This is a genomic window from Clostridium estertheticum, assembly GCF_026650985.1.
Lineage (GTDB): Bacteria > Bacillota > Clostridia > Clostridiales > Clostridiaceae > Clostridium_AD > Clostridium_AD estertheticum_C.
Genome location: NZ_CP086239.1, coordinates 2723321 through 2737168, shown reverse-complemented (window position 1 = coordinate 2737168; position 13848 = coordinate 2723321). Strand labels below are relative to the sequence as shown.

The following is a 13848-nucleotide window of genomic DNA, read 5'->3' as shown; positions in this document are numbered from 1 at the left end:
TAGTTTTCACTAATTATTTAGCAAGATTTGTGAAATAATGTTTTGGTATGAAACCTTTTTTAATACCTTCTGTAACTAGTAAATATGTTGCAGTAGTATCAAATCTAGCATCATGAAAATTTGCAGCGTCTCCAAAATACTTGTTGCTTTTTAAGTTTATTTGATCTTCATTTAAGTCAAGAAATTTAATGGCTTCTGCTAATTTTGGATTTTTGTATCCTCCACGTGAAGTGAAAAGTTTACATATGTCTTTATAATACTTCATGGTACAAAATGTATGTTTAGGGTTTAGAGTATGTCCACAATTCTCAAGTTCGTGAGTTAAAAATTTTATATCGAAATTAACATTGTGCCCTATAAGAATGTCTGCACTTATAAAATCTTCAATAAAACCTTCATAAGAATCTTCGAAAGTTTTGCCATCGCTTAGTGCAAATAAAGCATCTACGCTAAAACCATGTACATCCTCTGCAGATGGTTCTACATAATCTACAGTAAAAAATATATTTTTACCTATTGTTTTTGTAGGTTTATAGTCAGTATCAACGAGTATATAACTAAGCTGACATATATTACCTGGTCTTATGCCAGTAGTTTCTGTATCAAAAAAAATCATTCTCATTAAATGAGCCCTCCCATATTTCTTCGCGGAATATAACAATAATGTTACATCAATTATAACATAGATTTTACATCTTTATATATTGTATATACTAAGTATAGTAGTAGATAGAATTCGAAAAAATAAATTATAAAACAAAAGGACTGATTAAAGTTAACTTTAATCAGTCCTTTTGTTTTAGATTATAGTGTTTGAAATCTTAATATTATTTTCTGTGTTCAACAAGATCAATTGCTCCAAGCACTATGTGAGCAAGTCCAAATCCTACAATACCAGCTTCTATCATAGGAAACATATTTTTCTTCTTCATGTTACTCTTTGAAAATGATGCACCAGCAACGCTTACAACTGTACCTAAAATCGTTGGTATTAATCCTTCACGCATATTAAAAAACCTCCTTTTCAATAACATATTAATATCTTTCACAAAAGAGAGAATGTTAATACTGTGAAATATATAGAATATAATCTATATATTATTATTTATGTATTTATTTACTTGTTTTAGTTACTATTTCTATTTTGTGTTTTATTAGAATGTTTTTGTATGTTAGTATTACTAGGCAAATCAGCATTTTTAATGTTTTTATTTTTAGATGTATGCACATTATTTTTAATTTTATTTGAATTTTCATGTTTTGTAATGGATGATGAATTACTAGTTGAATTTTTGTTTTCAGTTTTGATATCGTTGTTAATTTTATTATATTTTTTTGTTGTAGATTTGCTGTTATCTTTCAACGTATCTTTAATTTCAGCTGACTTATTTTCGCTTATATTTATATTTGATTGGTTATTTGTAATTTTTCTTTTGTAACTATTGTTATTTAAAGTTGAAGTATTTATTTTTTTATTATTAATTATAATATCAATGTTTTTAGTGTTGCCCGGAGATAGATTAATTTTAACATTTAAATTATTACTACCTATAGTATTTTCAAAGTTAGAAATATCTATAGAGATGGTTTTGGTACTTTTAATATCAAGATTAATAACTTTTTTATCACTTACATATTTTTCGTTTATAAAGTTTTCAGTTTTAGCTTCTTTAACTAAAAGGCCAAGACCGACATCGATAGATTTATTTTTTAACTTAATATTATTAAGTATTAGGGCACCATCAGAATTCAGTGGCTTAGAATTAATAATTTTATTCCATTTATTGGCGTCAATAGAAATAGAAGGGTTAATCCTAAGAATTATAGTTGAAACAGGGGTATAGTAGGTATGCGCGTAGGCGCTAGAAACAAGCACAAACATCAGTGATGCAACGCTTATAACATATTTATAAATAAATAAATTTTTCTTGTATAATTTTCCTGTATAAATTTCGCCTATATTGGGCAATACTTTGCTAATTTTTATATATAAAAATTCTCCACTGGAAGTCATAATGCCAGCTTTTTTATTAATGATATTTATCACAATACCTGTTTTATTCATTTATGTCACCCTCTTTTATATCAAGATAGGATTTTAAATACACATATTCCGGATTAGTAATTATTAGTATTAAAGAAATTATATATATACGCCATTTTTCTATTAACTTTCTGTTGGAGGCAGTTAGTATTATTATTTCCTTAGTTGGTAGCCTTTTCTTTGTCCTTAAATGCCTTAATATTGATTCTTCTCTAGATGATAAAAATGCAACATTTAATAAATTATTTCTTGTATCTTTGTGAGAGGGGGATAAGTTAATTAGTGAATCAAAATTAATTTTATATTTTAATAATTCCTTAGAAAATAAATTTATTTCATCAACTCTAAATTCATTCTCTATTTGAATCTCAAAATTAGTGATTGAATTTTTTTCATCTATATAATCTATATTAAATTCATTATTAGAAAACATTAGACTAGGGCATGTTGCATTTTTTCTAAAAAAATCTATTAAGGAATTTTTAATAATAATTTTACTAAAACCATAAAAATTTCCTTTTGTTTTATCATACTTGTCACAAGCTACATTAAAGGAAGTAAGTGCGATACTAAGTTCTTCATCATTCTCCCAGCTTAAATGTCTTTTGCATATCTTATTTGTAGTTGAATAAATAAAACCTTTGCTTTCTTCAATAAAATTATTACGATTTTCAATAAATAAATTATCTATATTAAAACTTTGTTCTTCATCTAACCCCGGGACTGTTTTTTTATTTTTATGAAAAAGAAGTTTTAAGTTCATTTGTACACCCCTTATAATTTCTATACGTAAATATTATTAATTTTAAGAGGGTAAAGAAAAATAAACTGCAATTTAAGTAAAATGGAAAAACCCTCTAATAAATCATATCATGTAACGTATATAAAGTGAAATTTAAAATATGGGACAATAATTAATGACTATTATTTATATAAGAACAATACGAGGAGGAATTAACATGAAGAGAGTAGGTATTTTAGTTGCAGCTATAGTATTTACAATAAGCATAAATACACAGGTGTTTGCAATAGGTGTTGAAAATTCTAATAGTACAAGTAATGAAATAAATATAAATGAGATTGCAAATAAGGAAACAAAAATCATAGCAGATAGCATTTTCTATTTTATTAACAAGGGATTAGATAATCTAAAATTATTTTTAAACCTTGAGGATGTTAAGAAAACAGAAATAATTTTACAAATTGAAAATGAAAGATTAGCGCGATGTGACGATATGACAGATAAAGAAAAATATGAATTGGCAAAAGATATGATTAAAGAATTAGAAAAGGGAAATAAATTAAGTGCCACAAGACAAGAATATCAATTGGTGAAAGTTAGTTTAGAGCAAGCGAAGAAATCTGGTGATGAGGTAGCAATAAAAGTGGCTGAAGAATTGCTAAAAGAAAAACAAAGTTTATATAAAGTTGCTATAGAAGAAGATAAAAGTGTTAATTTAACAAATAAGGTAGAAGGTAAAACTGTTAGTGTGCCAAACAAAGTAGAATAAAAATTACCTTCTAGGTAAAAATAAAGTATTGTAATAAAACATTACAATGCTTTATTTTAATTTTAGAGGAGGAAATATTTATGAAGAAAACAAAATTACCAAAAGGTCAACATGAAGAGCAAGTTGAGTTAGTAAAAAATATGCTTGAGAGTGGAAGTGGTATTATCGAAGTTATGACATCAACAAGTCTAAATGAAGAGGAAGTTTTAAAAATCAATAATGACTTTAGAGGAGAAAAATAGTAAACAAGTTTTTTAAATAAGATAATTAATGTAATTAGGATAATAAATAAATTTAAGGAGGAAATATTATGGCTAAAAAGGGAATGAGTAGACCTATGTCACCAGAAGTTCAAAGTAAAGGTGATAAAAACAAAAAAATGAAGAGGAATGATGCGAAAAATGTTCCGGTAGTAGGTAAATAAAAAAATAAGAAATTAATTAAACACCAAACCTGGTATTACCAAGGTTTGGTGTTTTAAATTAAGTTTATTCGTATAATCCAAATCCAGTAATAACCAAAAGATCCCAATCGGTTTCTTCATTTTTAACCCATTTGTATTCAATACAAAGTTCTTTTAACCAGGCATTTAGGCCATTACTTTTTTTTGATACATTTGGAGATTGTCTTCCAAAATTTTGTTTTATAACTTCAAGTAATTCTTGTTGCTCCTCTTGTCCTAGTTCCTTATCAAGTTGTTCTTCTATAAAGTCACAACATAGCTCATAACATTTTTTATCATCAACATACAAATCATCAGCGATTAACTGTCTTTTTTTATTCATGGTATTCTGAACAGCATTAATTTCTTCTGAATTCGTTAAGTATTTCTTAGCTATGTTCATAGCAGAAATTTCATTATCTATCTTAATTATTGCTCTTTCCAATTTTGCATTTCTCATTTTAATCTTCTCACTTTACAGTTTTTATTTAGTCATTATTTATATCATCTTAAAATTTTGTTAATAAAAATTAAATCTATTCCTTAGGATGACTGCATCCCCGTTTCTAGGGATGACTACTGACAATAAATTAATTATATCATAAATTGACTATGTTCGGAAAGAACGTTAACCAATTTTAGATTCTAATTCTTTTAATAAGGTAATATAGGTATCCTGAAGATTATTTTTTTTAGCGGCAGTTTCTACCTCAAAGCAGGCAAGGTCAATTTCGCTTAGTTGCTCTTTGCTTAACTTTCTTTGTGCAAAGGTATAAATGGTGGTATCTTCTTTTTCTATATGCCTATAAAGAAGGTCAGTGTATCCTATAGCATTTGCAATTATATCTACTTTGGAATCATTATCTCCACCCTTAAATTTAATTAAAGCTGTTTCCAAATTTCCTATAAAAAGTCTGCCTAAATCATGTTCAACAAGCATACCCATAATGGGACCATTAGCTATGCGCTCTCCTAAAACGTCACCCATTTTTTTAAAGAGAATAACCTCTTCTTTATTATGATGATGTTTATCTGCAAAATTACGTACAAAATCAATAACTTTATTAAAATCATTATAATCAACTTCTTCATTGTTAAGCACCTTAATAGAGATTTTCCTTGTTACAGCGAGCATCCTCTTTATAAGTTTATGTTCTTCGATCATTAAATCTATAGCATTCATATTTATACCTCCTAGAAAATTTATTATATGGATTATTTAAGAATTTATACTTTATCTTAAACAAAACAAGTTATTATATACATATTTACAAATTAGCAATTCTTATTAATTAAAATATATCATATGAAAATGTCTAGGTAAACTACAATTGTTACGGAATATATAAATGGAAATTTATCTTTATATGGTGTAAAATTAGATTATTATAGCAAATTCGTAGAAAAAAATAAAGTAAGGTTTTAGTATTAGATGAGGAGTGTCTGTATGAACATTAGAAAAGAATATTTAGAAAACGTAAAAAGAATTGTAGTGAAGGTAGGAACTTCAACATTAACTCATTCTACTGGATTATTAAATTACAAACATATTGAAAGTCTTATAAGACAACTCGCGGATGTTCATAATAAAGGAATTGAGGTAGTCCTTGTAACTTCTGGAGCCATAGGAGCTGGTATGGGGAAATTAGGGCTTACAAAAAGACCGGAAACAATACCAGAAAAGCAGGCGGCAGCAGCTGTTGGTCAAGGCATATTAATCCACATGTATGAGAAGTTTTTTTCAGAGTACGGAAAAACAACGGCACAAATTCTTTTGACAAAAGAGGATTTTGGTGATAAAGCGAGACATTTAAATGCTCATAATACATTTTTGATGTTATTATCACAAGGGGTAATTCCCGTGGTAAATGAAAATGATGCTGTAATCGTTGATGAAATAATGGTTGGAGATAATGATACCCTGTCGGCTATGGTTACAAACCTAATAGGGGCAGAATTACTTATAATACTTTCTGATATTGATGGATTATATGATTCAAACCCTAGGGTAAATCCTGATGCGAAAATAATATATAATGTACAAAATATTACTGATGAAATTAAGGAATCAGCTCAGGGAGCAGGAACGGAGCTTGGAACTGGTGGTATGGCAACTAAGATTAATGCAGCAGAAATTGTAGTAGATGCAAATGCTGCTATGATTATAGCAGAAGGCTCTACACCTAATGTTATTACTGACATTTTAGAAGGAATTGAAATAGGTACATTATTTAAAGGAAATGCTAGGACTAAAGATACCAAGTAAAACGGATTAATAAATTGAAGTTAGTAACTGCTATTAGCTAAAGGACAAAAGGAGGGTATGAATGGATTTTGATAACTACATTATAAATATAGGTAGAAATGCAAAAGCTGCATCTAGGATTATGGTTACTGTTAGTACCACTATGAAAAATAATGCACTTTTGCATATGGCTGAATCTTTAATTGATAACAAAGAAACTATAATAAAAGCTAATAATAAGGATATGGAATCTGGAAAGAAAAGTGATTTATCTACTGCGATGCTTGATAGATTAATGATTAATCAGGAGAGAATTGAAAAGATGGCTGAAGGACTTAGAAATGTATCGACTCTGCCAGATCCAATAGGTGAGGGTATAAAAAAGTGGAAGCGACCAAATGATTTAGATATTTCCATGGTAAGGGTTCCACTTGGTGTTATAGGTATGATTTATGAGTCAAGACCAAATGTTACTGTTGATGCAGCAGCTTTATGTATAAAAGCAGGAAATTCAATAATACTAAGGGGCGGGTCAGAAGCTATAAATACTAATATGGCTTTAGCTAAGGTTATTATTAAAGCGGCCACGACTGTAGGACTACCAGAAGGGTGTATTCAACTTATTGAGATGGTGGACAGGGAATTAGTAAATAAATTAGTAAAACTTAATGATTATGTAGATGTAATTATTCCAAGAGGTGGAAAGGGACTTAAAAAGGCTATTATAGCAAATGCAACAGTACCAGTAATTGAAACAGGATCAGGTATATGTCATATATATGTGGATGCAGATGCTGATTTAAAAATGGCTGAAGAAATAATAGTTAATGCTAAAACTCAAAGGCCAGGGGTATGTAATGCGGTAGAGACAGTACTAGTTCATAAAGATATTGCTAGAGAGTTTTTACCAAAACTATCAAAAAGACTTTATGGATTAGGTGTAGAAATAAGAATATGTGAAAAGGGACTCGAAATTATAGAAGGTGCAAAAGCTGCGATGGAGGAAGATTGGGCTACTGAATATTTAGATTTAATACTTTCAATTAAGGTTGTCTCAACAATAGAAGATGCAATAGATCATATTTTTAAATATGGAACAAAACATTCAGAGGCTATAATAACTAACAATTATACGAACTCTCAGAAATTTTTAAGGGAAGTTGATGCTTCTTGTGTTTATGTGAATGCTTCTACAAGATTTACAGATGGTGCAGAATTTGGATTTGGAGCAGAGATAGGAATAAGTAATCAAAAACTTCATGCTAGAGGACCAATGGGACTTGAGCAACTTACAACTACAAAGTATCTTATATATGGAGATGGCCAAGTTAGAAAATAAAGAGCAATTAACCTAAATAGATAACATCATAGATTAATTATAAGATAAGTATAGGTGATTATTTATGCTTATCTTATTTTTGATTATTTTATGAAGTAAGTTTTGAAAATTTTAAGAAGGAGCTGGTATTATGTCTATAGAAAGACTAGGAAGATTAATAAAAACTAAAGGTTATATATATATAATTTTAGGTATAGTATGTGAAATATATTATATAGGGACAATAATATTTGGAGGGATAGTAACTTTTGCATGGTTTTATCTAGTTGTTGGAATAGTATTAATAACACTCGGACTAAAAGAGAGAAAAAATAAGAAAGAATATATGTTAATAAGACCAGGTAAGATTAAAAACATGGTGAAAATATGTTTTTTACTTGCCTTAGTTTCTGTTGTAATTATAGAAGGTTTAATAATTCAATCAGCTGTATCAAAACATAAGGAAAAAAGTGACTATCTTATGATTTTAGGTGCAGGTATTAGAGGAGAAGTTCCATCGACGGCACTTTATCAAAGACTTTATGCAAGTCTTAAATATATTGAAATTAATCCTAATGTTAAAATAGTAGTCTCAGGTGGTAGAGGGTCAGGTGAGAGCATTACTGAAGCGGAAGCTATGAAAAGATTTTTAATAAAACATGGAGTCTCAAAAAATAATATTATAAAAGAAGAAAGGTCAACCAATACCTTTGAAAATATGAAGTTCACAACGCAGATCTTAAAAAAATTAAATAAAAAAGAAAATATAGAAGTAACTGTTGTAACAAATAATTTTCATATGTTCAGAGCTAAATTTTTAGCGCAAAGACAAGGATTAAAGGTATATGGTTATCCGGCACCGCTTCACCCAATGCTAGTTCCTACTTGCTTTGCAAGGGAGTATTTAGCAGTGATAAATTCATTTATATTTGATAAATGATAATATATTAGAATAGAGAGATAAGATAAAGGAAACAATATACGCATATATGTATATTTATGCACTATTATAAATATAATAATTGATTTATAAACTAAGTTTTTTTATGTTTATTTCTCTAAGTGGCTTGATATAACGATTTAAAACTTTGATAAATTATTACGGTTATCTATTGACATATGCATTTAAATACAATATAATGTATATATACAGTAAATGGTTTATTCTATTAATTCAGGAGGTAATATAAATGTCAAACATGCAATTATTTCAATCAAAAACAGAATTAGTAGGTTTTATATCAGAATATCTCATCAAACACGATGATACTATAGCAATAATAAAAAAAGACTTAAGAAAAGATGTAATTAAATCATTATTAATAAGTGAGGATTTTAATACATTTAAAGACCTTTCCGGAATAGACGAAAATGTATTATTTCTAATTAAGACTGGTGATAAAAAAGGTAAAAATTTAAGCATTAAGATTTGTGATGCGCATAATCAACAAACCAAAGCTTTCAAAATGATAGATATAGATAATATATTACTTGTAGATGGTTTAATTACTGATGATGAGGCTGGAAGTATTACTTATTATAAAGAAATTACTAAAATGAGATTACAATAAAAAGCTATGTATGCTTAAATATATAAATAAGATACTAAAAAACATTAAAATGGTAAAAATCCCAGGATAACTTTGGGGTTGGTACTATTTTATTTTTTTGGTGAATATTTTTTATTTATAGACGAAGTGTAACAATCAATAATTCCACAAATGAAAGATAAAAGTGAACAATAGTTGAAATAATATACGTAAATGCAGTAATATATAATTAAGTAGGATATAATAGTCTTATACCGATATTCATAAAAAAGGTAGACTAGTATTCTGGCTAGTTATTTTTTAAATATTCAAAAAATAAATTTAAATGTAAACAGTGGGGTTGTTAGATATGTCAGAAAAAAGGATCTTTAATGAGGAAATTGAAACTAAAGAGAAAATTGATATTAAAGAAAAAATAGAAACTAAAATTAGGAAACCTAGTAACTATATGGTTGTTATTCACAATGATGATTATACAAGTATGGAATTTGTTGTGCAGGTTTTAGTTGGAGTTTTTAAAAAACAGGTTGTGGAAGCCACAAGAATTATGTTTGATGTCCATAAGAAAGGTAGTGGCGTCGCTGGAATATATAGCCATGATGTAGGCTTAACAAAAATTGATCAAACTATGGAAATGTGTGAGGAAAGTGGATTTCCACTGAAATTAACATTAGAAGAGGAGTAATTATGCAATTAGATGATATAGTAAATGAAATTATTACCGCAGCTTTTAATGAAGCTCAAATGTCAAATCATGAGTATTTTACCCCAGAACATATTCTTTATGCTTCTTTGTTTTTCGAAGAGGGTATAGAAATAATAGAAAATAGTGGCGGTAATGTTAAAAGGCTAAAGAACCAAATTAAAAAATTTTTAAAGGAAAATATAGAGGTTGTAGAAGACACAGAACCTATACAAACCGTTGGAATACAAACAATTTTATCAAGCGCTGCAGATCATGTTATGTTATCTGGAAAAGAGTTAGTAAAGATAGGTGATGTTATTGTTGCTATGTATGATGATGAGGAAAGTTTTGCTTCTTATTTTTTAAGACAACAGCAAATGAAAAGGCGAGATCTTCTTAATTATATAGCTCATGGTATATCTGTAGTGGATACACTTGATTTTTCATCTAGTATAGGGAGTGAAAGAGAAGATCAAGTGAGTTTCACCGAAGACGAAGAAGAAGATATAGAATATACTTATGACGAGGATATGGATAACCCAAATCTAAAAGGAGATTTTCTAAGTAATTTTACGGAAGAGTTAACGGAAAAAGCAAAAAAAGGAGAAATGGATCCGCTTATTGGGAGACAAGATATTCTTTTAAGAACACTTCAGGTATTATGTAGAAGGCTTAAAAACAATCCAGTTCATGTAGGGGAACCTGGAGTAGGTAAAACTGCCATAACGCAAGGACTCGCACAATTAATTGTTGAAAATAAAGTACCTAAGGTATTGCAAGGAAGTAAAATATATTATTTGGATATGGGAGCTCTAATTGCAGGTACAAAGTATAGAGGTGATTTTGAGGAACGTATTAAAAAAGTCCTAAACGAAATTAGTAAAGAAGAAAAACCTATAGTATATATTGATGAAATCCATACTATAGTAGGTGCAGGTGCAGTTTCTGGAGGGTCTATGGATGCTTCAAATATTTTAAAACCATTCCTTGCGGATGGCAAGGTAAGGTTCATTGGATCAACTACTTATGATGAGTATAAAAAGCATTTTGAAAAGGATAGTGCATTAGCTAGAAGATTTCAAAAGATTGAAGTTCCAGAACCATCAATTGATGATACTGTAAGTATTCTTATGGGACTTAAAGATAAATATGAAATTTACCATAATGTTACATACAAAGATGAGGCTTTAAAAACAGCAGTAGAATTATCTAGTAAATATATTAAGGAGAGGTTTCTACCAGATAAAGCTATAGATATTATGGATGAGGCAGGTGCTTATGCAAGGCTTTATGCTGGCGATAATGATGAAAATATTGTTATAACGGTAGGTGCAGTGGAGAAAATAGTAGCTACTATTGCAAAAATTCCAGAGCAAAGTGTATCCAGTAATGAAGTAGATACATTGAAAAATTTGGATCTTAATTTGAAGAAACAGGTTTTTGGACAAGGCGATGCTATCGACACTTTAGTAAAGGCTATAAAGAGATCTCGCGCCGGTTTTAATGAAGAAGATAAACCAATAGCATCACTTCTTTTTGTAGGCCCTACAGGAGTGGGAAAGACTGAAATAAGTAAACAATTAGCTAAGAGTTTAGATATACCACTTATTAGATTTGATATGAGTGAATATCAAGAAAAGCATACTGTAGCAAGGCTTATTGGTTCGCCACCAGGATACGTAGGTTATGAAGAGGGTGGAATGTTAATTGAGGCCATAAAAAAGAAGCCTTATTGCGTTTTACTTTTAGATGAGATTGAAAAAGCTCACCCCGATATTTTTAATGTACTTTTGCAGGTTATGGATTATGCAACACTTACAGATAACACTGGTAAAAAGGCAGATTTCAGAAATGTAATTTTAATAATGACTTCAAATGCAGGAGCTAGAGAATCTAGTAAACATATAGTTGGATTCGGAGAAAGAATGGGAGCTGGCGGGGCAATTATTAAAGAGGTTCAGCGAGTATTTTCTCCGGAGTTTAGAAATAGATTGGACAATGTAATTGAATTTAATAAAATTGATAATGTTATGGCTCTTCAAATTGCAAAGAAAGCAATGAAGTTGTTTGAAGAGAAACTTTTAACTAAAAATATAAAATTAAAGGTAACGGATGCCTTATATGCCTGGTTAAGTAAAAAGGGATTTTCAGAGGATTATGGTGCAAGGGAAATTAACAGAGTTGTTCAACAAGAAATTAAAACTTATTTTGTTGATGAGGTGCTCTTTGGAGAACTTAGTACAGGCGGTAGCGCGATAGTTGACATTGTGGATGATAAACTCACAATAACAAAAGATAATTCCGATAAGATAAGTGGAAAAATACAAGTAAAAAAAGATAAATAAAAGATAAAAAGATGTTGCTAATAAAACGGCAACATCTTTTTATTTGGTTTTTTCTGCTTTTGAAAATTGACTACTCAATATAATAATATCTACGGTTCTATTTTTAGCTTTTCCAGCTGTAGTTGTATTAGTAGCTACGGGCCTACTATCACCATAGGCTACTGCAGATATCTTTTTAGGAGAAATACCTGCTTTTGAAATAAGTAGCTCAGTAACATTAGTTGCGCGAAATGCTGAAAGCTGCCAGTTAGACTTAAATTCATTATTACTCATGGGGGTACTATCTGTGTGACCCTCTATTCTTACGTAATTATTAACGTGATTTAGTATTTTACCTATGCTAATTAACTTTTTAGCAGAAGCTTCTTTAACGTCTGCGGTACCAACATCAAAGAGCAATGAAGTATTAAGACTTACTTCAAGCCCTCTCTCATCGATTTTAGTAGAAACGCTACTCGCTAAGCCATTCTGTTTCAAATATGTATCAACATTTTTTTTTATATTTTCAATTTTATTTTCTTCTGCTGCCTTACTATTTGCAGCTGTTGTAGTGGTTTCTGCCGTAACGGGATCAACTACAGTGACTGTTGAATTTGTAACACTTGTAGCAGTATCGCTACCAATAATAGAAGCTCCACCACCGCTAAAAGCTACATTAAGTGATTGGGATAGTTGTTTGTATTTAGTAGTGTCTGCACTGCTTGATGCGTACATAACAACAAATAATATCATAAGTAGAGTTATTAGATCTGAGTAGGTTAAAAGCCAGCGTTCACTATTACCTTCTTTTTCTTCCCTCTTTTTCATTATTTTTCTACCTCGTTGTTCATCTCATTAAATTTCTTTATTTGTGTTTTATCTAGGAATCCTTTTAGTTTTTCTGCTAAAATATTAGGATTTGCACCCTCTTGCATAAGAAGGACAGCCTCTATTATTAGTTCTTTCTCTTTAGATTCTTCATTGTTTAAATCTTTTAATCTTACACCTATTGGAAGAAAAAACAAGTTTGCAGAACCAACACCATATAACGTAGCTATGAAGGCTGTGGCAATTTTTTCTCCTAAAACAGATGGATCAGCAAGATTACTTAAGACTTGTACAAGTCCCATAACAGTACCTATAACACCCATTGTAGGTGCAAATCCACCTGCAGCTTCAAAAACAGCATAGTTTTCTTTATGCCTATCATAGGTTGATTCAAGTTCAAACTCTAATATGGTTTTCACCATTTGAGGGTCTACTCCATCAACAACTAGTTGTAAACCCTTTTTAATAAAAGGATCCAAATCATCAGTTATTTCCCCTTCAATACTAAGTAAACCTTCTTTTCTAGTTTTAAAGGATAATTGTTTGAAATAGTTAACAATTTCAACCAAATCTTTATCTTTCGATGTAAATACGAGTTTAATCATTGCTGGAACATTTTTTAATCTCTTAGGTGAAGATGCAAGACCTACTGATCCAATTGTACCTCCAAACACGATCATGGCTGCTGTTTTAGCTACAAGCATAACAGGGCTTCCACCTTCTAGGATGAAAGCAGCTATCAATGAACCAAAACTTAATATTATAAATAAAATTGGATAGATGTTCATAAAAACCTCCTATTTTTGAAGTTTACATTAAAATATATTTAATATAATAAAATGTAAACATAGTTTAAAATTATAAAAATAAAATAATGTTATATAATATTCTTCGAACAAAG

At 29.5% G+C, this 13848-nt stretch carries 16 protein-coding genes; 8 read left to right on the top strand and 8 right to left on the bottom strand.

What is annotated here, in order from left to right; translation table 11 throughout:
* Positions 1 to 13: 13 nt before the first annotated feature.
* The 4 genes from LL038_RS13070 to LL038_RS13055 all read right to left on the bottom strand — a co-directional run bounded on the left by LL038_RS13070 (position 14) and on the right by LL038_RS13055 (position 2807).
* Positions 14 to 622 (bottom strand): 3'-5' exonuclease, encoded by a 609-nt coding sequence (locus LL038_RS13070; protein ID WP_216124165.1) that lies wholly within the window; start codon positions 620 to 622, stop codon positions 14 to 16.
* Positions 623 to 827: 205 nt separating this feature from the next.
* Entirely contained in the window at positions 828 to 1007 is a 180-nt protein-coding gene (locus LL038_RS13065) for an asparagine synthase (RefSeq protein WP_216124163.1), read from the bottom strand.
* 119 nt (positions 1008 to 1126) lie between these two features.
* Positions 1127 to 2065 carry an anti-sigma factor domain-containing protein gene (locus tag LL038_RS13060; RefSeq protein WP_216124161.1) on the bottom strand — a complete coding sequence of 313 codons (939 nt, stop codon included), beginning with the start codon at positions 2063 to 2065 and terminating at the stop codon, positions 1127 to 1129.
* On the bottom strand, positions 2058 to 2807 hold the full coding sequence (locus tag LL038_RS13055) for a sigma factor (RefSeq protein WP_216124159.1): 750 nt from the start codon (positions 2805 to 2807) through the stop codon (positions 2058 to 2060). The genes LL038_RS13060 and LL038_RS13055 overlap by 8 nt, the downstream gene beginning before the upstream one ends.
* A gap of 196 nt (positions 2808 to 3003) precedes the next feature.
* On the opposite strand from LL038_RS13055, the gene LL038_RS13050 reads away from it, so the two are divergent.
* Both LL038_RS13050 and LL038_RS13045 read left to right on the top strand, forming a co-directional pair.
* Positions 3004 to 3555 carry a DUF5667 domain-containing protein gene (locus tag LL038_RS13050; RefSeq protein ID WP_216124157.1) on the top strand — a complete coding sequence of 184 codons (552 nt, stop codon included), beginning with the start codon at positions 3004 to 3006 and terminating at the stop codon, positions 3553 to 3555.
* An 80-nt stretch (positions 3556 to 3635) separates the two neighbouring features.
* Entirely contained in the window at positions 3636 to 3797 is a 162-nt protein-coding gene (locus tag LL038_RS13045) for a hypothetical protein (RefSeq protein WP_169829567.1), read from the top strand.
* Positions 3798 to 4043: 246 nt separating this feature from the next.
* Here the strand turns inward: LL038_RS13045 and LL038_RS13040 are convergent, their stop codons facing one another.
* Positions 4044 to 4457: a hypothetical protein gene (locus LL038_RS13040; RefSeq protein WP_171297518.1), complete on the bottom strand. Its 414-nt coding sequence runs from the start codon at positions 4455 to 4457 to the stop codon at positions 4044 to 4046.
* Between the two features lie 168 nt (positions 4458 to 4625).
* Positions 4626 to 5180, bottom strand: a complete 555-nt coding sequence (locus tag LL038_RS13035; protein ID WP_216124156.1) for a hemerythrin domain-containing protein — start codon at positions 5178 to 5180, stop codon at positions 4626 to 4628.
* A gap of 264 nt (positions 5181 to 5444) precedes the next feature.
* Between LL038_RS13035 and proB the strand changes: the two genes are divergently transcribed.
* The 6 genes from proB to clpA all read left to right on the top strand — a co-directional run bounded on the left by proB (position 5445) and on the right by clpA (position 12140).
* Positions 5445 to 6263, top strand: a complete 819-nt coding sequence (gene proB / locus LL038_RS13030) for a glutamate 5-kinase (protein WP_216124154.1) — start codon at positions 5445 to 5447, stop codon at positions 6261 to 6263.
* A 61-nt stretch (positions 6264 to 6324) separates the two neighbouring features.
* Complete coding sequence (locus LL038_RS13025; protein ID WP_216124152.1) at positions 6325 to 7581, top strand: glutamate-5-semialdehyde dehydrogenase; 1257 nt, start codon at positions 6325 to 6327, stop codon at positions 7579 to 7581.
* Between the two features lie 130 nt (positions 7582 to 7711).
* Positions 7712 to 8500 carry a YdcF family protein gene (locus LL038_RS13020; RefSeq protein ID WP_216124150.1) on the top strand — a complete coding sequence of 263 codons (789 nt, stop codon included), beginning with the start codon at positions 7712 to 7714 and terminating at the stop codon, positions 8498 to 8500.
* Positions 8501 to 8750: 250 nt separating this feature from the next.
* Positions 8751 to 9131, top strand: a complete 381-nt coding sequence (locus LL038_RS13015) for a hypothetical protein (protein WP_071611789.1) — start codon at positions 8751 to 8753, stop codon at positions 9129 to 9131.
* A 328-nt stretch (positions 9132 to 9459) separates the two neighbouring features.
* The gene (locus LL038_RS13010; RefSeq protein ID WP_216124148.1) at positions 9460 to 9795 is read left to right on the top strand and encodes an ATP-dependent Clp protease adaptor ClpS; all 336 of its coding nucleotides are present in this window, start codon (positions 9460 to 9462) and stop codon (positions 9793 to 9795) included.
* A gap of 2 nt (positions 9796 to 9797) precedes the next feature.
* Positions 9798 to 12140 carry an ATP-dependent Clp protease ATP-binding subunit ClpA gene (gene clpA / locus LL038_RS13005; protein WP_216124147.1) on the top strand — a complete coding sequence of 781 codons (2343 nt, stop codon included), beginning with the start codon at positions 9798 to 9800 and terminating at the stop codon, positions 12138 to 12140.
* Between the two features lie 39 nt (positions 12141 to 12179).
* Here clpA and LL038_RS13000 read toward each other — a convergent pair whose 3' ends face one another.
* Both LL038_RS13000 and LL038_RS12995 read right to left on the bottom strand, forming a co-directional pair.
* Positions 12180 to 12947, bottom strand: coding sequence for an OmpA family protein (locus LL038_RS13000; RefSeq protein WP_216124146.1), 768 nt, complete (start codon positions 12945 to 12947; stop codon positions 12180 to 12182).
* Positions 12947 to 13735, bottom strand: a complete 789-nt coding sequence (locus tag LL038_RS12995) for a flagellar motor protein (RefSeq protein ID WP_216124145.1) — start codon at positions 13733 to 13735, stop codon at positions 12947 to 12949. Before LL038_RS12995 ends, LL038_RS13000 begins: the two co-directional genes overlap by 1 nt.
* Positions 13736 to 13848: the final 113 nt, after the last annotated feature.

Excerpts from the sequence above, each read along its gene's own strand:
- LL038_RS13070 (WP_216124165.1), bottom strand. The coding sequence starts at position 622 with ATGAGAATGATTTTTTTTGATACAGAAACTACTGGCATAAGACCAGGT.
- LL038_RS13065 (WP_216124163.1), bottom strand. The coding sequence starts at position 1,007 with ATGCGTGAAGGATTAATACCAACGATTTTAGGTACAGTTGTAAGCGTT.
- LL038_RS13060 (WP_216124161.1), bottom strand. The coding sequence starts at position 2,065 with ATGAATAAAACAGGTATTGTGATAAATATCATTAATAAAAAAGCTGGC.
- LL038_RS13055 (WP_216124159.1), bottom strand. The coding sequence starts at position 2,807 with ATGAACTTAAAACTTCTTTTTCATAAAAATAAAAAAACAGTCCCGGGG.
- LL038_RS13050 (WP_216124157.1), top strand. The coding sequence starts at position 3,004 with ATGAAGAGAGTAGGTATTTTAGTTGCAGCTATAGTATTTACAATAAGC.
- LL038_RS13045 (WP_169829567.1), top strand. The coding sequence starts at position 3,636 with ATGAAGAAAACAAAATTACCAAAAGGTCAACATGAAGAGCAAGTTGAG.
- LL038_RS13040 (WP_171297518.1), bottom strand. The coding sequence starts at position 4,457 with ATGAGAAATGCAAAATTGGAAAGAGCAATAATTAAGATAGATAATGAA.
- LL038_RS13035 (WP_216124156.1), bottom strand. The coding sequence starts at position 5,180 with ATGAATGCTATAGATTTAATGATCGAAGAACATAAACTTATAAAGAGG.
- proB (WP_216124154.1), top strand. The coding sequence starts at position 5,445 with ATGAACATTAGAAAAGAATATTTAGAAAACGTAAAAAGAATTGTAGTG.
- LL038_RS13025 (WP_216124152.1), top strand. The coding sequence starts at position 6,325 with ATGGATTTTGATAACTACATTATAAATATAGGTAGAAATGCAAAAGCT.
- LL038_RS13020 (WP_216124150.1), top strand. The coding sequence starts at position 7,712 with ATGTCTATAGAAAGACTAGGAAGATTAATAAAAACTAAAGGTTATATA.
- LL038_RS13015 (WP_071611789.1), top strand. The coding sequence starts at position 8,751 with ATGTCAAACATGCAATTATTTCAATCAAAAACAGAATTAGTAGGTTTT.
- LL038_RS13010 (WP_216124148.1), top strand. The coding sequence starts at position 9,460 with ATGTCAGAAAAAAGGATCTTTAATGAGGAAATTGAAACTAAAGAGAAA.
- clpA (WP_216124147.1), top strand. The coding sequence starts at position 9,798 with ATGCAATTAGATGATATAGTAAATGAAATTATTACCGCAGCTTTTAAT.
- LL038_RS13000 (WP_216124146.1), bottom strand. The coding sequence starts at position 12,947 with ATGAAAAAGAGGGAAGAAAAAGAAGGTAATAGTGAACGCTGGCTTTTA.
- LL038_RS12995 (WP_216124145.1), bottom strand. The coding sequence starts at position 13,735 with ATGAACATCTATCCAATTTTATTTATAATATTAAGTTTTGGTTCATTG.